Origin of the sequence: Limnohabitans sp. Rim8 (genome assembly GCF_945901735.1) — a bacterium.
Lineage (GTDB): Bacteria > Pseudomonadota > Gammaproteobacteria > Burkholderiales > Burkholderiaceae_C > Limnohabitans_A.
The window spans coordinates 1-20038 of sequence record NZ_CAMDLM010000035.1 but is presented as its reverse complement, the minus strand read 5'-3'; the positions used below and the strand labels follow the sequence as shown (position 1 = coordinate 20038).

Annotated in this window: 16 protein-coding genes; 10 read left to right on the top strand and 6 right to left on the bottom strand. The window is 61.8% G+C overall.

What is annotated here, in order from left to right; genetic code table 11:
- Positions 1-39 precede the first annotated feature (39 nt).
- From Q0O99_RS14880 to Q0O99_RS14840, 9 genes are read left to right on the top strand one after another with little or no spacing between them, the layout of a single operon-like run.
- Positions 40-2067 carry a prolyl oligopeptidase family serine peptidase gene (locus Q0O99_RS14880; protein WP_293752759.1) on the top strand — a complete coding sequence of 676 codons (2028 nt, stop codon included), beginning with the start codon at positions 40-42 and terminating at the stop codon, positions 2065-2067.
- A gap of 33 nt (positions 2068-2100) precedes the next feature.
- Positions 2101-3264, top strand: a complete 1164-nt coding sequence (locus tag Q0O99_RS14875; RefSeq protein ID WP_293752758.1) for an acyl-CoA dehydrogenase family protein — start codon at positions 2101-2103, stop codon at positions 3262-3264.
- Positions 3265-3268: 4 nt separating this feature from the next.
- Positions 3269-3955, top strand: a complete 687-nt coding sequence (locus Q0O99_RS14870) for a TetR/AcrR family transcriptional regulator (RefSeq protein WP_293752757.1) — start codon at positions 3269-3271, stop codon at positions 3953-3955.
- Positions 3952-4845, top strand: a complete 894-nt coding sequence (locus Q0O99_RS14865) for an SDR family oxidoreductase (RefSeq protein ID WP_293752756.1) — start codon at positions 3952-3954, stop codon at positions 4843-4845. The genes Q0O99_RS14870 and Q0O99_RS14865 overlap by 4 nt, the downstream gene beginning before the upstream one ends.
- Positions 4842-6452, top strand: coding sequence for an acyl-CoA carboxylase subunit beta (locus Q0O99_RS14860; protein WP_293752755.1), 1611 nt, complete (start codon positions 4842-4844; stop codon positions 6450-6452). Before Q0O99_RS14865 ends, Q0O99_RS14860 begins: the two co-directional genes overlap by 4 nt.
- A gap of 25 nt (positions 6453-6477) precedes the next feature.
- The gene (locus tag Q0O99_RS14855) at positions 6478-7650 is read left to right on the top strand and encodes an acyl-CoA dehydrogenase family protein (protein WP_293752754.1); all 1173 of its coding nucleotides are present in this window, start codon (positions 6478-6480) and stop codon (positions 7648-7650) included.
- Positions 7647-8453: an enoyl-CoA hydratase-related protein gene (locus Q0O99_RS14850; RefSeq protein ID WP_293752753.1), complete on the top strand. Its 807-nt coding sequence runs from the start codon at positions 7647-7649 to the stop codon at positions 8451-8453. Before Q0O99_RS14855 ends, Q0O99_RS14850 begins: the two co-directional genes overlap by 4 nt.
- Positions 8450-10450, top strand: a complete 2001-nt coding sequence (locus tag Q0O99_RS14845) for a biotin carboxylase N-terminal domain-containing protein (RefSeq protein WP_293752752.1) — start codon at positions 8450-8452, stop codon at positions 10448-10450. The genes Q0O99_RS14850 and Q0O99_RS14845 overlap by 4 nt, the downstream gene beginning before the upstream one ends.
- A complete protein-coding gene (locus tag Q0O99_RS14840; protein WP_293752751.1) occupies positions 10447-11616 on the top strand; it encodes an acyl-CoA dehydrogenase family protein in 1170 nt (389 codons plus the stop codon). The genes Q0O99_RS14845 and Q0O99_RS14840 overlap by 4 nt, the downstream gene beginning before the upstream one ends.
- 33 nt (positions 11617-11649) lie before the next feature.
- On the opposite strand, the gene Q0O99_RS14835 is transcribed toward Q0O99_RS14840, so the two are convergent.
- Positions 11650-12876 carry an MFS transporter gene (locus tag Q0O99_RS14835; RefSeq protein ID WP_293752750.1) on the bottom strand — a complete coding sequence of 409 codons (1227 nt, stop codon included), beginning with the start codon at positions 12874-12876 and terminating at the stop codon, positions 11650-11652.
- 205 nt (positions 12877-13081) lie between these two features.
- Between Q0O99_RS14835 and Q0O99_RS14830 the strand changes: the two genes are divergently transcribed.
- Complete coding sequence (locus Q0O99_RS14830) at positions 13082-13975, top strand: LysR family transcriptional regulator (RefSeq protein ID WP_293752749.1); 894 nt, start codon at positions 13082-13084, stop codon at positions 13973-13975.
- A gap of 81 nt (positions 13976-14056) precedes the next feature.
- Here Q0O99_RS14830 and Q0O99_RS14825 read toward each other — a convergent pair whose 3' ends face one another.
- The 5 genes from Q0O99_RS14825 to Q0O99_RS14805 all read right to left on the bottom strand — a co-directional run bounded on the left by Q0O99_RS14825 (position 14057) and on the right by Q0O99_RS14805 (position 19987).
- Positions 14057-15004 carry a TerC family protein gene (locus tag Q0O99_RS14825; RefSeq protein WP_293752748.1) on the bottom strand — a complete coding sequence of 316 codons (948 nt, stop codon included), beginning with the start codon at positions 15002-15004 and terminating at the stop codon, positions 14057-14059.
- A 254-nt stretch (positions 15005-15258) separates the two neighbouring features.
- Positions 15259-16428 (bottom strand): ABC transporter substrate-binding protein, encoded by a 1170-nt coding sequence (locus Q0O99_RS14820; protein ID WP_293752747.1) that lies wholly within the window; start codon positions 16426-16428, stop codon positions 15259-15261.
- A gap of 50 nt (positions 16429-16478) precedes the next feature.
- Entirely contained in the window at positions 16479-18335 is a 1857-nt protein-coding gene (locus tag Q0O99_RS14815; protein WP_293752746.1) for a long-chain fatty acid--CoA ligase, read from the bottom strand.
- A 3-nt stretch (positions 18336-18338) separates the two neighbouring features.
- The gene (locus tag Q0O99_RS14810; protein ID WP_108353120.1) at positions 18339-19157 is read right to left on the bottom strand and encodes an ABC transporter ATP-binding protein; all 819 of its coding nucleotides are present in this window, start codon (positions 19155-19157) and stop codon (positions 18339-18341) included.
- A complete protein-coding gene (locus tag Q0O99_RS14805) occupies positions 19154-19987 on the bottom strand; it encodes an ABC transporter ATP-binding protein (RefSeq protein ID WP_293752771.1) in 834 nt (277 codons plus the stop codon). Before Q0O99_RS14805 ends, Q0O99_RS14810 begins: the two co-directional genes overlap by 4 nt.
- Between the last annotated feature and the right edge of the window lie 51 nt (positions 19988-20038).

Sequence of the window (20038 nt, the reverse complement as noted above, 5' to 3'; positions counted from 1 at the left end):
GGCGAGCCCCACCCCACCGCGTCAAGGAGGACCAAGAAGATGAAAACACAATGCATGGTCAGGACTGCATGCAGACTGAGCGCTTTGGTGCTGGCCGGTGCGTTGACTGCCTGTGCCGTATCGCCACAACACCCGCAACTCCAAGCAGCCCAGGTGGCCGGGCAGCTTGCACCCCTGTTGCCGGTGCGTGCTTTTGTGGCCAATACCGAGCGCACGGGCGGTTTTGTGATGTCACCCGACGGCGTGCGCCTGCTGTGGTCGCAGACCGTGGGGCTGGACACGGGACTGGCGGTGCGTGCGGTCAAGGCCAACGCCCCGGTCACGGCGTACCCCGTAGGCAATCAAGGCCGACGTGGTGGTTATTACAACTGGCTGCCCAACAGCCGCCATTTCGTGTTCAGCAAGGACGATCAGGGGGACGAAAACACCCGTCTATTTGTGCAGGACGCCGATGAAGGCACTTTGGCACCTTGGGTTTTGACGCCTGCGCAAGGTGTGCGCAGCTTCGTGGTCGGCATGGGGCCCGAGGGCAGTGCCCGGTTCTTCGTGGCCAGCAACCAGCGCGACCGTGCCTCGTTCGATCTGCACGAGGCCGATGCGGGCAGCCGCAAGCTGCGTGAAGTGGCCCGCAACAATGGTCTGGTATTGCACTGGTTGATCGATACCCAAGGCCAGCTCGCCGGCAGGGTGCGCCAGCTCGCCAGGCCCGACGGCTCAGACAGTGTGGTCGAGCTGATGCAGCCGGATGGGCAGTGGCGCGTCTTGCAAACTGTGGGCGGCTTTGACAGCTTCTGGGTGCTGCGCATTGACAACGCTGCACGGCGCGTCTGGGCCTTGTCCAACCTGGGCCGAGACAAGACCGCGCTGGTTGAACTGAACCTGGACAGTGGTGAGCAGCGTGTGCTGGCCGAGCATGAGCAGGTGGATCTGGGGCAGGTGCTGTTTGAGGGTCGGCATGGTGGACCGGTGGGCTATGTGGTGGAGCCAGGCTACCCGCAGGTGCACCATCTGAATCTAGCCACCGGACAAGAGGTTCAGGCGGTGGCGGCGCAGGCTTTGAAACAAGGCCTGCTGACTGCCCCGCCCACCAGCATGGTCCGCAGGAGTGGCAGCACCGACGGGCGTCGGGTGTTGCTGCGCAGCCAGAGCGACTTTGACACTGCCGAGCTGTTGTGGGACCGCCAAACGGGCAACGTGCAGCGGCTCAATTCGCAGTTCAAAGAGCTGGCAGAGGTGCTTTCACCCACGGTGCCATTCGAGTTCAATGCCAGCGATGGGCGCAAGATTGCGGGTTACCTGATACGCCCACGCGGAGTGCAGGGTGCAACGCCCATGGTGGTAGAAATTCACGGCGGCCCTTGGGCGCGTGACCACTGGCTGCCCGCTTCTTACAACACCCGCCAGTTGCTGGTCAACCGGGGTTATGCAGTGCTGCAGGTGAATTTCCGGGGATCGTCCGGGTATGGCCGCGCCCACTTGGAGGCCGCAGACCGACAGACCAATGGGCGGGTGCAGCAGGACATTGCTGAAGCGGTGCAGTGGGCGGTAGACCAAGGTGTGGCCGATCCGAAACGACTGGCAGTTCTGGGAGCCAGCTTCGGTGGTTTCTCCGTGTTGGCGCAGCTGGCGCAAAAACCACACAACTACCGCTGCGGCGTGAACGTGGTGGGCGTGGCGAACTGGCCGCGTGTGATGGAAAACTGGCCACCTTTCTGGCGCAACCTGCACTATTTCACCCGTGCCTACGGCGACGTGAACAAACCTGAAGAACGAGCCGACATGCTGCGCAACTCTCCCGTGTCCTACCTGGACCAGATCCAGGCACCACTGCTGGTGATCCACGGAGCCAACGACATCCGCGTGCTGCGACAGGACTCTGACGATGTGGTCAACGCGCTACGCCAGCGTGGCCATCCGGTGAACTACTTGGTGTTCCCCAACGAGGGGCACGCCATCAGCAAATGGCGAAACCGACTGGCCATGTGGCGCGAGATCGAGGACTTCTTTGCCGATTGCCTGGGAGGGCAAAGCGCCGGATTTGATTATTACCAGCTCATGCCCCGCTGAGCCACTTTCACACTGACTTTGACTGGAGACACCATGATTGAACGCACACTTTTTACCGCCGACCACGAAGCCTTTCGCGACAGTTTTCGCCGCTTCATGGACAAGGAAATCGCACCCCACCACGAGGCCTGGGAAGAGCAAGGCTATGTGGACCGCGCCGTGTGGAACAAGGCCGGTGACAACGGCTTTTTGTGCATGACGCTGCCCGAGGCCTACGGCGGCTCGGACGCCGACAAGCTGTATTCGGTGGTGCAGATGGAAGAGCTCTCGCGCGCAGGATTCACCGGCATCGGCTACGGCCTGCACAACGAGATCGTGGCCCCTTACCTGCTGCATTACGGCACCGAGGCGCAAAAGCAAAAATACCTGCCCAAGCTGGCCACTGGCGAGATGGTGGGCGCGATCGCCATGAGCGAACCGGCGGCGGGCTCGGACTTGCAGGGCGTCAAAACCACGGCGATGCTGCAGCCCGATGGCACTTACCTCATCAACGGCAGCAAGACCTTCATCACCAACGGCTGGCACGCCGATCTGGTGATTTTGGTGGCCAAGACCGACCCGGCCGCTGGGGCCAAAGGCACCAGCTTGTTTTTGATCGAGCGCGGCATGCCCGGCTTTGAAAAAGGCAAGCGCTTGAAGAAGCTGGGCCTCAAAGCGCAAGACACTTCTGAGCTGTTCTTTGACGATGTGAAGGTCAGCGCTGACCAGTTGCTGGGCGGCACCGCCATGCAGGGCAAGGGCTTCATTTGCCTGATGGAGCAGCTGCCTTGGGAGCGTCTGCAGATTGCCATTGGCGGCATTGCGGCGGCGCAAGCGGCCATCGATTGGACGGTGCAATATGTTAAAGACCGCAAGGTGTTTGGCCAGACCGTGGGCAACTACCAAAACACCCGCTACACCCTGGCCGAGCTGCAGACCGAGGTGCAGGTGGCCCGTGTGTTTGTAGACAAGTGCACTGAATTGCTGCTGCAAGACCAGCTCGACACGGCCACAGCCAGCATGGCTAAATACTGGTGCTCAGACCTGCAATGCAAAGTCATGGACAAATGCGTGCAGCTGCACGGCGGCTACGGCTACATGTGGGAATACCCCATCACCCGCGCCTACGCCGACGCCCGCGTGCAACGCATCTACGGCGGCACCAACGAGATCATGAAAGAAGTGATCTCGCGCAGCATGGGTTTGACGGGGCGATGAAGGCATGAACGAACTGGCTGAGCCCAAACGCACACGCGGTCGCCCCCGCAAGACCGAGGACGAGCGCGACGACGGCAACCGGCGTCAGGCTTTGATTTCGGCGGCGGCGCAGCTGTTTCACCGCAAGGGTTATGACGCCACCAGCACCCGCGAGATTGCGGCGCTAGTGGGCATGCAGCCGGGCTCGCCGTTTTATCACTTTGGCAATAAACAAGACCTGTTGCTGGCGGTGATGGTGGAAGGCATGAAGCAAGCCAGCCAGCGCCAAGAAGCTGCCTACGCTGACTTGCCAGATGACCTGCCCCCTCGCGAACAACTGAGCGTCCTGATCCGCAACCAGTTCGATGTGCTGCTGGGCCCTGACAGCGACTTCATCCCGGTGATGCTGTACGAATGGCGGTCTTTGAGCGCCGAGCAGCGCCAGACCATCACGCAAATCAAGGACGACTACGAAGCCGCCTGGACACCCGTGCTGCAAGCGCTGCACGCCAGTGGTCAGTTGCAGGCACCGGTGCAGTTGGCACGTTTGATGATTTTTGGCGCGCTCAACTGGGCGGTGCAGTGGTACCAACCGCCTGCCTCAATAACCGTCAAGCGTGCATCCAACGCAGCCCGGAACAGCCCCCCACGCGCATCACTGGACGATTTGACCGGTGCCGCACTGGCCTTGTTTTTAAGAGACCCCACATGACCACTTCCACACCCTACCGTTCGGTCTTTGCCCCCGGCTTGCTCACGGGGCAAGTGATCCTGGTCACCGGCGGTGGCTCTGGCATTGGCCGTTGCACCTCGCACGAATTGGCCAGCCTGGGCGCACACGTGGTGCTGGTGGGCCGCAAGCCCGACAAGCTGAGCGCCACAGCACAAGAGATCACCGGCGACGGCGGTCAGGCCAGCTGGCACAGCTGCGACATCCGCCGTGAAGACGAAGTGAAAGCCATGGTCGGCCAAGTGGTGCAGCAGCACGGCCGCATCCACGGGCTGGTCAACAACGCGGGTGGGCAATACATCTCGCCGCTGGCCAGCACCAGCGCCAAAGGCTGGCAAGCGGTGATCGACACCAACCTCACCGGCGGTTTTTTGGTGGCGCGCGAGTGCTTCAACCAAAGCATGCAAACCCACGGCGGCGCGGTGGTCAACATCGTGGCCGACATGTGGGGCTCGATGCCCGGCATGGGCCACAGCGGCGCAGCGCGGGCGGGCATGGTCAGCTTGACTGAAACGGCCGCGCTCGAATGGGCCGGGCATGGTGTGCGCGTGAATGCCGTGGCCCCGGGCTACATCGCCAGCAGCGGCATGGACCACTACCCGCCAGAGGCCGGCCCGATGTTGCGCGAAATGCGCCACACGGTGCCGCAAGGCCGCTTTGGCACCGAAGCCGAAACCTCAGCCGTCATTGTGTTTTTGCTCTCACCTGCCGCCAGCTTTGTCAGCGGCACGGTGCTGCGCGTGGACGGTGCCCGCCCGCAAATGCGCATGGGCTGGCAACAAGCCGTGGCCAAGCCCGATGTGCAACATCGCGATGCCGTCAAACCCTTTGACGGCTTTCACCGCGCCGTGACCCCCAAGGTATTCCAATGAATTTCGAATCCACCTGGAACCCGCACAGCCCCGTGGCCCAGCAACGGCGCGAAGCCGCGCTGGCCCGTCTGGCGCAGTGGCAGGCCCTGCAAGAGCGCGCAGCGCTTGCCTCGGCCCAATCCAAACCCGTGTTCGACAAACGCGGGCAGTTGCTGCCGCGTGAGCGCGTGGCCTTGCTGCTCGACCCGGGTGCGCCCTTTTTGCCGCTGTGTGCGCTGGCAGGCTTCATGCAGGACACACCCGATCCGTCAAAGTCGGTGCCTGGTGGCGGCATGGTCGCGGGCATCGGATTCATCAGCGGTGTGCGCTGCATGGTGGTGGCCAGTGACTCGGGCATCGAGGCCGGGGCCATCCAGGCGCGTGGCCTGGAAAAGATTTTGCGCGTGCAAGAGCTGGCCCTTGAAAACAAACTGCCTTTTGTGCACCTGGTCGAAAGCGCCGGGGCCAACCTGATGCAGTACAAGGTCGAGGGCTTTGTGCTGGGGGGCAGCCTGTTCCGAAACCTCGCCCGTCTGTCGGCGGCGGGCTTGCCGGTGCTCACGGTGCAGCACGGCTCGGGCACCGCCGGCGGGGCCTACATGCCGGGGCTGAGCGACACCGTGATCATGGTGCGCGGCCGCTCGCGGGCCTTTCTGGCCGGGCCACCTTTGCTCAAAGCCGCCACCGGCGAAGTGGCGACCGAAGAAGCGCTGGGCGGTGCCGAGATGCACACCAGCATCTCGGGCCTGGGCGAATACCTGTGCGAAGACGACCGCCACGCGCTGGGCACGGCGCGCGATGTGGTGGCGCGTTGGGACTGGACACCACACCGTTCGCGCAGAGATGCCAAGCCCCCGCGCTTTGAAGCCGAAGAACTGCTGGGCCTGATGCCCGCCCACCACCGCGAACCGATCGACATGCGCGAAGTCATCTTGCGACTGGTCGATGGTTCAGACTTTCTGGAATTCAAACCCCTGTTCGGCGCGGCCACGGTGTGCGCGCAAGCCCGCATCGGCGGCCATGCGGTGGGCATCATCAGCAACAACGGGCCGATTGACGTGGCCGGGGCCAACAAGGCCACACACTTCATACAGTGGATGTGCCAACTGGGCCACCCCATCGTCTATTTGCAAAACACCACCGGCTACATGGTGGGCAAAGACAGCGAACAAGGCGGCATGATCAAGCACGGCTCCAAGATGATCCAGGCCGTGACCAGCGCCAGCGTGCCGCAGATCACCATCCAGTGCGGCGCTTCGTTTGGCGCGGGCAACTACGGCATGTGCGGGCGGGGTTATGCGCCGCGCTTTTTGTTCAGCTGGCCGGGGGCCAAGACGGCGGTGATGGGTGGCGAGCAGGCTGCCCGCACCATGCAGATCGTGGCCGAAGCGGGCATGGCCCGCAAAGGCATCACGCCCGACCCTGACAAGATGCAGGCCCAGTTCGACAAGATCGTGGCCCTGTTTGAAGCACAAGCCGATGCCTTCTACACCAGCGGCCTGGTGCTGGACGACGGCGTGATCGACCCACGCGACACCCGCAGTGTGTTGAGCTTTTGCCTGGACACCTGTACCGAGAGCGCAGCCCGCCAACCCCGCGCCACCAGCTTTGGCGTGGCCCGCATGTAAACCATTAACCCCACGGAGACACCCCATGCAATACACCCACGAACACCGCGAGATCCAGAACACGCTCAAGCGTTTCATCGAGGCAGAAATCAACCCCCACGTGGACGAGTGGGAGGCGGCTGAGATTTTTCCAGCGCATGAGGTCTTCAAGAAGATGGGCAATTTGGGCCTCTTGGGCCTGACCAAGCCCGAGGCCTTTGGTGGTGCGGGCCTGGACTATTCATACAGCATGGCCATGGCCGAGGCGCTGGGGCACATTGACTGCGGCGGCGTTCCCATGGCGATTGGTGTGCAGACCGACATGGCCACGCCCGCGCTGGCACGTTTTGGCAGCGACGAATTGCGTGCGCAGTTTTTGGCCCCAGCCATTGCGGGCGACATGGTGGGCTGCATTGGCGTCAGCGAACCCAGTGCGGGCAGCGATGTGGCGGGCATCAAAACCGTCGCGCGCAAAGACGGCGACGACTATGTCATCAACGGCCAAAAAATGTGGATCACCAACAGCTTGCAGGCCGACTGGATGTGCATGCTGGTCAACACCGGAGAGGGTCCCATCCATAAAAACAAAAGCCTCGTCATGGTGCCGATGCGCGAAAACGGCAAGCTGCTGCCTGGCATCGAGGTGGGCAAGAAGATCAAAAAAATCGGTATGAACAGCAGTGACACGGGTTTGATTTATTTTGACGAAGTGCGCGTGCCGCAGCGCTACCGCATCGGGGCCGAGGGCCAGGGCTTCATCTACCAAATGCAGCAGTTCCAGGAAGAGCGCCTGTGGGCCGCAGCCAGCACATTGCAGTCGCTGAGCAACTGCATCCAGTGGACGGTGGACTGGGCGCAAGAGCGCAAGCTGTTTGGCTCGACCCTGGCCGACCAGCAGTGGGTGCAGTTCAAGCTGGCCGAGCTCAAGGCCGATGTGGAGTGCTTGCGCGCCCTGACCTACCAAGCCTGTGAACATTACGTGGCCGGTGAAGACGTGACCGAGTGGGCCACCATGGCCAAACTCAAAGCGGGCCGCTTGAACCGCACCGTGCCCGACACCTGCCTGCAGTTTTGGGGTGGCATGGGTTTCACCTGGGAGAACAAAGTCTCGCGCATGTACCGCGATGGCCGTTTGGCGTCGATTGGCGGTGGTGCCGACGAGGTCATGCTGGGCATCTTGTCCAAGATGATGGGCATTGCCAAGCGGCCGCAAAAATGAGCAGCACTTTGTTGATCGAACACCAAGGCGCGGTCGAGACCTGGACGATGAACGACCCGGCCACCCGCAACGCTTTGAACGATGCCATGGTGTCGGCATTGTTAGGCGCTTGTGCGCGGGCTTCGCAAGACCCCACGCTGCGCATCGTCGTGCTGACCGGCGCGAGTGGTGCATTTTGTGCAGGCGGCAGTTTGGGGGGCTTTGCCAGCTTGATTGGCCAGTCCTTGCAGGCTGGCCAAACCGACCCGCTGCTGGCCATGAACCACAGCTTTGGCGACCTGCTGCACGCTCTCTCTGCCCTGCCCCAGTTGCTGGTGTGCAGGGTGGATGGCGCGGCCATGGGCGGCGGTTTTGGCCTGGTGTGCTGCGCCGACCATGTGGTGGCCACAGCGCGCTCGGTACTGGGCACGCCCGAAGTCACGCTGGGCCTACCACCAGCGCAGATTGCGCCTTTTGTGTGGCAGCGCCTGGGTGAAAGCGCCGCACGCCAATGCCTGCTGCAAGGGCTGAACTACACCGCAGCGCAAGCGCTGCACGTGGGCTTGGTGCATGAAGTCATCGAGGAGGACAGCGATGCAGCGTGGCAAAAAACACTGACGCGCCTCATGCGCGCTGCACCCGGCGCGGTGGCCAGCACCAAACAACTGCTGCGGCAACTGCGCGGACCGGTGCCTGATTTGCGCGATGCCGCTGCACAAGCCTTTGCCCAAGGCCTGCGCAGCGCCGAAGCCGCGCAAGGTCTGGCCGCGTTTGCACGCAAACAGCCTGCGCCTTGGACACTGTCTGGCAAGGACTCCGCATGACCACCCGCCTGTCCACCAATGTGCCCACCACCGCTCACGCCCAAGTTACCCGCCTGCTGATCGCCAACCGGGGCGAGATCGCCCGCCGCGTGATCCGCACCGCCCGCCAAATGGGTATTCAGACGGTGGCCGTTTACTCCGATGCCGACCGCGACGCGATGCATGTGCACGAAGCCGACACCGCCTTTGCTTTGGGCGGCACCTTGTCGGCCGATTCGTATTTGCGCATCGACAAACTGCTCGCAGCCGCGCAGGCCACCAGGGCCGATGCGGTTCACCCGGGTTATGGTTTTTTGAGTGAGAACGCTGACTTTGCCCAAGCGGTGATCGACGCGGGCTTGACCTGGGTGGGGCCGCCGCCTGCGGCCATCCGCGCACTGGGCAGCAAGTCGGCTGCCAAAGCGTTAGCTGTGCAACACGGCGTGCCCTGTCTGCCGGGCTACTTTGGCGCAGACCAAAGTGACGCCAACATGACCGCTCAGGCCGAACAACTGGGCTTGCCCCTGATGGTGAAAGCCGTGGCCGGGGGCGGCGGGCGCGGCATGCGCCTGGTCACCGACATGGCGCAACTGCTGCCCGCGCTGCACAGCGCCCGCTCTGAAGCTTTGGCCGGTTTTGGCAACGGCGACTTGCTGATGGAGCGCGCCTTGCTGCGTCCCCGCCACATCGAGGTGCAAATCATGGCTGACCAGCACGGCCACTGCATCCACCTCGGTGAGCGCGATTGCTCGGTGCAACGCCGCCACCAAAAGATCATCGAAGAATCACCCAGTCCTGCGGTGACGCCTGCGCTGCGCGCGCAACTCGGGCAAGCAGCCATTGCGCTCGCGCAATCGGCGGGCTATGTGGGCGCGGGCACGGTGGAGTTTTTGCTGGATGAAGCGCAGGCTGACAAGCCGTTCTATTTGATGGAGATGAACACCCGTTTGCAGGTAGAACACCCCGTGACCGAGCTGCTCACCGGGCTGGACTTGGTCGAGTGGCAGCTGCGCATCGCACGCGGCGAGCCGCTGCCTTTGGCACAAGCCGATGTGCAGCTGCAAGGCCACGCCATCGAAGTGCGCTTGTGCGCCGAAGACGCACACTTCACGCCGCAGACCGGCACGGTGCAAGCCTTCGCCGCCCCAAAGGGTTTGCGCTTTGACCATGCACTGCATATGGGTGCGGTGGTCACGCCGCACTACGATTCGATGCTGGGCAAGCTGATCGCCCACGCGCCCACGCGCAGCGAAGCCATCGACCGCCTGTGCGCCGGCCTGAACCAGACCACCGTGCTGGGCCTGCCCACCAACCGGGCATTTTTGGCGGCTTGTTTGCTACACCCCATTTTTGCAGCAGGCGAGGCCTTGATTCCGTTTTTGGCCGAGCAAGCCGACACAGTGCGCGAGGGCCTGCAAGCCCAGGGCGACGCTCGCAGCGTGGCCGTGCTGGCTGTGCTCTACGCACACCAAGCGCCCGCCGCCGCGATGCCCAGCCCGTTCATGCGGCCCGTGCGCATGGGCCTGGGCAATGAGGCCTTGTCGCTGAGCTTGCAGGAGCTGGGGCATGGGCAAGTGCGCATCCAGATGGGCGACACCAAGCACGAGGCGCGCATACAACGCAGCGGCGAGGCTCTGTACATCACGCTGAACGGCCGCCACTGGCAAGCCCGTGCAGTGGCCTGCTCTGGCGCGGTCCAGCGCTGGCATGTGCAACTGCAAGGTCCCGAATGCGTGGAGTTATGGCTCACCGACCAAAGCCACAGCGCACCCAGCACCGGTGCCAGCGCCCAAGCCGCGCAGTCGCTGCGCGCACCCTTCAACGGCAAGCTGATCGCGCTGCATGTGCAAGAAGGCCAAATGGTCAACCAAGGCGATGCCGTGCTGGTCATCGAGTCGATGAAGCTCGAACACATTTTGTGCGCCCCACGCGATGCGGCGGTGCACAGCATTTCGGCCAGCGTAGGCCAACAAGTGAGCCCCGGCCAGGTGCTGGTGCAATGGAAGGACGCCGCATGAACACCGCTGATGGCACCACTGATTTCTCGACCGAAGACCTGCAAAGCCTGCAGACCACGGTGGAGCGCTTTGCCCAACAAGCCATCGCCCCGCAGGTGCCCGCTTGGGAAGAAGCCGGTCAATTTGACCGATCGCTCTACAACCATGCCGCCCAGCTGGGCCTGCTGGGCCTGGGCTACCCCGAACACCTGGGTGGCACGCCCGCACCCTGGCGGGCCCGCAACATGCTGTCGCAAACCCTGGCACGCCACGGCGGCAGCGGCGGTGTCATGGCCAGCCTGTTTTCTCACAACATCGGCTTGCCGCCGGTCATGGCCCATGGCAGTGCCGAGTTGCAAGCCGAAGTGGTGCCCCCCGTGCTGCGCGGCGAGCGCATCGCGGCACTGGCCATCACCGAGCCCGGTGGCGGCTCGGACGTGGCGAGCCTGCGCACCACGGCGCGTGCCGATGGGGCCGACTACGTGATCGACGGCGAAAAAGTTTTCATCACCTCGGGCCTGCGCGCCGACTGGATCACCCTGGCCGTGCGCACCGACCCGGCAAGCATTGGGGCCAGCGGCATCTCGATGGTCGTGGTGCCGGGCGACACGCCGGGCATCGTGCGCACGCGGTTGCACAAGATGGGCTGGCACAGCTCAGACACGGCGCAGCTGCGCTTTGACGGCGTGCGCGTGCCCCAGCGTTACCGCTTGGGCGAAGAAGGCGCGGGCTTCAAGATGATCATGGGCAACTTCAACGGCGAGCGCCTGGCCATGTCGGCCATGGCACTGGGCTTTGCCCAGGCTTGCTTTGACGAAGCCCTGGCCTGGGCACGCCAGCGCCAGACCTTTGGCGCGGCTTTGATTGAACGCCAAGCGATCCGCCACAAGTTGATGGACATGCAAATGCGCATCTCATCCACCCAGGCCTGGGTCGATTCCGTGACGCAACAGGCCGATGCAGGCCAGACCGGTGCCGAGTGGGTGGCGCAGGTCTGCCTGCTCAAAAACCATGCCACCCAGACCATGCAGTTTTGCGCCGATGCCGCCGTGCAACTGCTGGGCGGCATGGGCTACATGCGCGGCACGGTGAGCGAGCGGGTGTACCGCGAAGTCAAGGTGATGATGATCGGCGGCGGGGCCGAAGAAATCATGAAAGAGCTGGCAGCCAAGCAGCTGGGCATGTGAGACCGGGCTCAGGCCCCTCTCCAAAGGTGCGAATCAGGCCGGTCGAAGCTGGCCAGGGGGCAACTCGGCACGCAGCGCAAAAGCCATTTGCAGCATGCCCGCCAGCAACCCCACCAGCACGCCCACTTGCACAGCCCGGTTGTACGAGCCCATGGCATCGAACACCAGACCGCCCCCCAAAGCGCCCAAGAAACTGCCCAACTGGTGGCTCATGAAAGCGATGCCACCCAGCATGGCTTGCCAGCGCAGGCCAAAGGTTTCGCCGATATAGCCGGTCACCAATGGCGCCACGCCCAGCCACAAAAAGCCCATGATGGCGGCGAACACCAAGGTGTTCTCAGGCGTTGGCACCGACAAGAAATACCAAGCCAGACCGAATGAGCGCAGCACATAAATGCCGCCCAACAGCAGCAACTTGTTGTACCGCCCACCCGCCCATCCGAAAAACAGACTGCCCAGCACATTGAAGCCCCCAATCATGCCCAGCGCTTGGGCGCTCAGCATCGGGTCCATGCCGCACAAATCGAGGTAGGACGGCAAATGCGTGGTCAAAAACACCAGCTGCATGCCGCAGACAAAATAGGCCAGTGTCATCACCGCAAAAGGCGGGTGTTTCAAGGCGAACCGGGCCATATCGGGGGCATTGTCTTTTTCGCCATGCGGTGAAGGCGGCACCGGCAAGGCGTCCACCCGACCGGCATACCAAGCGGCGGGCAAGATGATCAGGGCCATGACGACAAAACCGCCCACGCCCACGCGCCAACCGTGCGCCTGCGACAACAACTGCCCGATGGGCGCCGCCATCAAAGCCCCCAAAGAACCCGCGGCGGACACGATGCCCAGCACCGTGCTGCGCAAGGCAGGCGACACCGGCCGCGAAGCCACCGCCATGGCGATGGCCGATCCGTTGCAGGCCATGGCCGCGCCAATGGCCACTCCAGCGCCCAGGATCACACCCAGCAGGCCTTGCGCCAGGCACAGCAACGTCATGCCCAGGATGTAGAGCACCGCACCGGTCATCATGAGGGGCCGGTAACCGATGCGCACGGCCAAAGCCCCGGCAAAGGGCTGCAAAAACCCCCAGGCCAAGTTTTGCACCGCAATCGCCACCGTGAACTGCGACACCGAAATGCCAATGTCCTGGGTCAAGGCCGGCATGAACACGCCCAGGCTTTGCCGCAAGCCCATGCTGACCGACAACATCAGCGCAGCGCCGATCAGGATGGGCAAGCCCGGGCGCAGTGCGGTCAAGAGGTTCATGGTGTGATTCGGTTGTGCTTGCGTCCACTCTAACCACACCCACCCCAATACGCTGGCCTTTGCGCGACACGCCACGGGAAGCCCTGTCCTGCCCAGTGCTGGCTGGGCCGCCCGCAGCAAAGCTCAGATCTGGCCTGACTTCAAACGTCCTCTTCATCCCGCAAAAGCAGATAATCGCCGATCCTTCCTCCTGAAAATTCTGCCCATGCGCACCACCTTCAACTACAAGCACCTGTATTACTTTTGGGTCGTGGCCAAAGAAGGTGGCATCACCCGGGCGGCCGACAAACTCGGCATGGCGGTGCAAACCGTGAGCGCCCAGGTGCGCGAACTGGAAAAGTCCCTGGGCTACGCCTTGCTCAAACCAGCGGGTCGCGGCCTGGTGCTCACCGATGCCGGGCTGGCCGCCATGCAGCAAGCCGACCAGATTTTTCAGTTGGGCGAAAACCTGCCCGCGCTGGTGCGCGACGCGGTGAGCTCGCCCACCGTGCGGCTGGCCGCAGGCATCTCGGACGGCTTGCCCAAACTGGTGGTGCGCCGTCTCATGCAGCCCGTGATGAGTGAACCCCATTTGCGCTTGCTCTGCCACGAGGGTGAATTCGATGAGCTGCTGGGTGACCTGGCCCTGCACCGTTTGGACGTGGTGCTGTCAGACCGCCCCGCACCGGGCAATGCCAACATCAAGCTCTACAACCATGCGCTGGGCACATCGCCCGTGTCTTGGTATGGCACAGCCGCGCTGGTCAAGTCGGCCAAAAAGAAGTTCCCGGCCAGCCTGGCCGATGTGCCGGTGCTGCTGCCCACCGGCCACACCGCCGTGCGCGCCCGGCTGGACCATTGGTTTGAACAGCGCGGCATCCGCCCGCGCATCGTGGGTGAATTCGAAGACAGCGCCTTGCTCAAGACCTTTGGCGAAAGCGGCATGGGCGTGTTCCCGGCCGCTGAGCGGATGCACGACGAATTGCTGGCGCACTACGATGTGCAACGCCTGGGCTCCTGCGAAGGCGTGAAGGAAAATTTTTTCGCGATCGGCACCGAAAAGAAAGTGCAACACCCCCTGGTGCAGCGGCTCTTGCAGGCCAGCGTCGCGGCCCATTGAGACACGCAGGCACCGCAGCTTCCGACGTGAAAAAGCCCCCAGGGCTGGTGACCCTGGAGGCTTTCTCAAGAACACAGCGCGTCAGGCTTTGGATGAACGCACACTCAACAACATGGTCACGGCCAAGATGCCGACCACCACACCCAGCGAGATGCTCACCGGGATTTTGAAGACATCAATCAAGCACATCTTGGTGCCGATGAACACCAGGATCACGGCCAGGCCGTAGTTCAGCAGGTGGAACTTGTTGGCCACCGCCGCCAACAGAAAGTACATGGCACGCAAACCCAGGATCGCGAACACGTTGCTGGTCAGCACGATGAAGGGGTCCGAGGTGATCGCGAAAATCGCCGGGATCGAATCCACCGCAAAGATCACATCAGTCAACGCAATCAGGCAGATCACCATGAACAGCGGGGTGGCGATCTTCTTGCCGTTTTCCATCGTCCAGAAATTTTCACCATCGTAGTTTTGACTGACAGGCAGCAGCTTGCGCAGCAGCTTGAGCGCCGGGTTGTCGTCCAGATCGGGTTCCTTGCCTGCAGCCCACCACATCTTCACGCCTGTGAGGATCAGGAAGGCGCCAAACACATAGAGCACCCAATGGAACTCGGCCAGCAACCAGCCCCCCACCAGAATCATCACCGTGCGCAACACGATGGCACCAATGATGCCGATCATCAAAACGCGCTTCTGGAAATGGGTCGGTACGGCGAAGTAGGTGAAGATCATCAGGAAGACAAAGATGTTGTCCACCGCCAATGATTTTTCAATCAGGTAACCGGTGAGGAATTCCAGCGACTTGGTGTTCGCCTGCTCGACCGAACCTGTCGTGTCCTTGATGGCCCACCAAAACAAGCCGTTGAACAAAAAGCTCAGCGCGATCCAGATCAGCGACCAGTTGAGCGCTTCCTTGACGCCGATGTCGTGCGAGCCTTGCTTTTTGAGCACCACAAAATCGACGAACAAAGACACCAGCACAATGGCGACAAAAGTGGCCCATAACCAAAGGGGGGCAACGGTTTCCATAAAGACCTTTCAAGTCAGGCTAGACACATGCAAAGCACCGGATCGAACCACTACGAGATCTGCTAGCCGGTGAACGGTTTGAAGTCTAGGGCAGAAGGCGCAATTTTTTGCTGACCAATATGTCTTTATGCTCCTAATAAAAGAGAGTGTTTCGCTGAAATTTGCTGCTGTCAAAGCCACTTTCCGCCCATGAAAAAACCGCCAGACCCTTGCGGGCGCTGGCGGTTTTTGTCATGCAGCGGGGGCTGCAGGCTTTACTTGTTGTCGCTGAAGTAGCCCGAGGTCACTTTCCAGCGGCCGTCGGTGATTTGCGACATGCGCGAGGCGTTGCTGCCCAAACGCTTGGTGGCGGTGAAACTCATTTCGCCTGTGCCGAAAATATCGGGCGGGATCACCATGGTGTCCATGGCCTTGATGATGCTCTCGGTGGTCACGTTGGCACCGGACTTATCAACCGCGCGCATGAACGAATCGATCGCGTTGTAGCCGTAGACCGAGAACACGGTGGGGTCTTCGTTGAACTTGGTCTTGTACTTGTTGGCCCAGAAGCGGATGGGCTGTGCGGCCTCGTCCAGATAGGGGTGCTGGGTCGACATGGTGGAATAAAAGCCATTCATGGCGGGGCCACCCAACTTGTGGATCAGATCGGTGTAAGAAGCGCTCGAACCCATGAACGTGGGGTTGAAGCCCAAACGACGCGCTGTGGCAATACCGCCAATGGTTTCGCGAATGATGGTGCCCATGACCACGAAGTCGCACTTGGACGAAGCCAGCTTTTGCATCTGTGATGCAAAGTCGGTGGCGCCGCGCTTGTAGGTGGTGACTTCGGCAAACTGCATGCCCATGGTTTTGAGGCCCGCCTCGGCACCACGGAACACTTCCAGACCGAATTCATCGTCCTGGTGCATGGCGCAGATTTGTTTGGCGTTCTTTTCTTTCACCAAAATCGGCAGGCCCAGGCGCATCTGGTCGTAATAGGTGGCAGCAAACGAGTATTTGAGCTTGTGGAAGGGCTCGTACATCTCGCGCGCAGCCGTGACCGGGAAGAAGTTGATCACATTCTTCTGGAACTGCACCGGCATGGCGGCCATGTTTTGCGCCGTGCCAATGTGGCCAATCATGGCGAAAATCTTGTCCTGGTTGACCAGCTTTTGCGCGGCCAGCACGGCGCGACGCGGGTCATAGGCCGAGTCTTCGACCAGCAACTTGAACTTGCGGCCATTGATGCCGCCTTGCTCGTTGGCTTCGTCCACACGCAGCATCATGCCCAGGCGCACTTGTTTGCCAAAGCCGGCCAGCGGGCCGGACAAGTCTTGGATCGAGCCGAGCGTGATTTCGTTCTTGGAAACGCCCTGCGTTTGGGCCATGGCCGCGCCAGCGGTCAGGGCCATCGCAGCGGCGACGAGGCTGAGTTTGATTTTCATGTTGCAGGTCTCCTGTTGTGGTGATGGATAAAAGTGAAGAGGGAATCGAATCAACGGTACATCGCCTCGATTTGCGGCGTGTATTTCTTTTCGACCAGTTTACGCTTGAGCTTCATGGTGGGGGTCAGTTCTTCGTCTTCGGCGCTCAGCTGGGTGTCCAGCAGCCAGAATTTCTTGATCTGTTCGACACGGGCAAACTTCTTGTTGACCCGGTCCACTTCGGCCTGGATCAGTTCCTGCACCTCGGCGCTGTGCGTGAGGCTGGCGTAGTTGGAGAAAGGCACGTCGTTGTCCTGCGCATATTTTTCGACGTTTTCCTGGTCAATCATGATGATCACCGTCAAATAAGGCCGTTTGTCGCCGATCACCACCGCATCGGTGACGTAGGGGGAGAATTTCAATTCGTTTTCCAACTCGCTGGGGGTGATGTTTTTGCCGCCAGCCGTGATGATGATGTCTTTCATCCGGTCCGTGATGCGGAAAAACCCTTCCTCGTCCACCACACCCACGTCGCCGGTGTGCAGCCAACCGTCGGCATCGATGGTCTCGGCTGTTTTTTCGGGCAAGTTCAGGTAGCCCATGAACACGTTGGGGCCGCGCACCAGAATTTCGCTGGTCACCGGATCGAGGCGCATCTCGTTGTACTCGGCTGCCGGGCCAATCGAGCCGGGCTTGATGCGGTCGGCAGGTACGCCCGTCGAGGCACCGCAGGTCTCGGTCATGCCCCAGACTTCGAGCATGGGCAAGCCCAGCGCCAAATACCAGCGCACCAGATCGGGCGAGATGGGCGCTGCGCCCGTGACCAAAAAGCGCGCACGGTGGATGCCGATCATCTTGCGCACGTTGTTGAGCGCCAGCAAGCGGGCCACATGAAAGCGCAGCTTGAGGCTGGCGGGCACCGGTTGGTGTGCCAGCACCAGTTCGGCCACCTGATGGCCTACCCCAATGGACCAGCCGTACGTGGCTTGTTGCAGGCCGCCGGCTTCTTTCAGCGCGATCATCACGCCCGAGTAAAACTTTTCCCACACACGGGGCACGGCCGTGAACACGGTGGGTGCGATTTCGCGCACGTTTTCCGGCACGGTTTCGGGGTTCTCGACAAAGTTGAGTTTGGCCCCGGTGTACATCGAGAAATACTCGCCGCCCATGCGCTCGGCGATATGGCACAGCGGCAAAAAGCACATGCACTCGTCGCGCTCGTCGCGGGCAATCAGGGTGTTGTAGCCCCGCACGGTGTAGACCAGGCCGTGGTGGCTGTGCATGCCGCCTTTGGGCTTGCCGGTGGTACCCGAGGTGTAAACCAAAATGGCCAGCTCTTCGGGCTTGCAAGCGGCGCTGCGCTGCGCGAGCAAATCGGGGTGCTGCTGGGCGTGTTCACGGCCCAGCGCTTGCAATTGTTGGAGGCTGATGACCTGTGGGTCATGGAAGTCACGCAAACCCTCCATGTCGAACACCACGATCTTTTGCAACAAGGGCAAGGTGTCACGCACGGCCAGGGCTTTGTCGAGCTGCTCGTCGTCTTCGACAAACAGCACACGCGTGCCCGAGTCTTCGCACAGGTAATGCACCTGCTCGGCCGCGTCGGTGGGGTAGATGCCGTTGGACACGCCACCGGCGCTTAAGGTGGCCAGGTCGCACAGCACCCATTCGATGTTGGTGTTGGCCAGGATGGAGGCGGTGTGCCGCGCCTCAAAGCCCAGGGCCATCAGGCCGTGGCCGATCTCGCGCACGGCCCGGGCGGTCTCGTCCCAGGTCCAGCTGCGCCAGATGCCAAAGTCTTTTTGGCGCATCCACACATTCGGGCCGCGTGCGGCCACAGCGTTCCAGAAAATGGCAGGGATGGTCTCGCCCGCCATGACGATATTTTTTTGCGGCGCAATGCCGGAGGTGTCCCAGAGTTGGCTCATGTTTTATCTCCAGGTTTTCTTCTTTTTCCAACGGCGGTCGGCGCGCACGCCCTCTTCCTTCATGCCCAAGTAAAACTCCTTGATGTCCTCTTTTTCACGCAAGCGGGCGCAGGTGTCTTCCATCACGATGCGGCCGTTTTCCAGCACATAACCGTAATCTGAAGCGTTGAGGGCCATGTTGGCGTTTTGCTCGACCAACAAAATGGTGGTGCCACGCTCGCGGTTGATGCGCACCACGATCTCGAAGATTTCCTTGGTCAGCTTCGGGGACAGACCCAAGCTGGGCTCGTCCAGCAAGATCAAATCGGGGTTGGCCATGAGCGCTCGGCTGATCGCCAGCATTTGCTGTTGCCCGCCAGAGAGCAAGCCCGCGTCTTGCGCAGCCCGCTCGCGCAGGATGGGGAAGTAGTTGTACACGGCCTCCATGTCGCGGGCCACGCCATCGCGGTCCTTGCGGGTGTAGGCGCCCATCAGCAAGTTGTCGCGAATCGACAGCAGCGGAAACACTTCGCGCCCTTCGGGCACATGCATCAGGCCGCGCTGCACGATGATGGCCGGGTCTTGCGCAGTGATGCTCTGGCCCTTGAACTCGATCGAGCCCTTGCGCGGGTCGATGATGCCGCTGATGGTTTTGAGAATGGTGGTCTTGCCCGCGCCGTTGGAGCCGAGCACGGTGGCAATCTCGCCTTGGCGCACCTGCAGGCTCACGCCGCGAATCGCCTTGATCGGGCCGTACGCGCTCTCGACGTTGAGCAGCTTGAGCATCACGTTGTCATCGGCCGCCTCTGCCGACGTGTTCAGGGTTTGGGTGGCTGCGCTCATGCGGCACCTCCGGGCACGTAATTTTCACGGCGCAAGGCAGACACATCGTCCACCGAGCCCAAATAAGCCTCAATGACGCCCGGGTCGCTTTGCACCTGGCTGGGCGTGCCGGTGGCAATTTCTTCGCCCTGGCTCATGGCCAGCACGCGGTCCGACACTTTGGAGACCAAACTCATGTCGTGCTCGACCATGAGCACGGTGATGCCCAGCTCGTTTTTGATGTCCGAGATCCAGAAGGCCATGTCTTCGGTTTCTTCGACGTTCAGGCCCGACGAGGGCTCGTCCAGCAGCAGCAACTTGGGCTCGGTGCACAAGGCGCGGGCCAGCTCCACCACTTTGCGCACGCCATAAGGCAAGCCTGCCACCATCGAGTCGCGGTGGTGCTGCAGGTCCAGAAAGTCAATCACTTCCTCGACTTTTTCACGCGCTTCGATCTCGCCCGCACGGGTTTTGCCCGTGAAGAACATTTCGCTCCACAAGCCGCTTTTGCGGTGGGTGTGGCGGCCGATCAAGAGGTTTTGCAGCACGGTGGCGTGCTCGAACAGCTCGATGTTCTGAAAGGTGCGGGCAATGCCCAGCCCGGCAATTTGGTGCGCTGGCTGGTCGGTCAGGCGCAGCGTGCCTCGCGGCCCCGCGAAATCGATCACGCCCGTGGTGGGGGTGTAAATGCGGCTGATCAGGTTGAACACGGTGGTCTTGCCTGCGCCGTTGGGGCCGATCAGGGTGAAGACCTCGCCGCGCTTGACGTCGAAGCTGACCTTGTTGACGGCCAGCACGCCGCCAAAGCGCACGCTCAGGTCTTGTGCGGATAAAAGGATGTCTGCGTTCATTTCAGGCGGTCCGACTTCTGGAACGATTTTTGGCGCTTGAACAGGCCACGG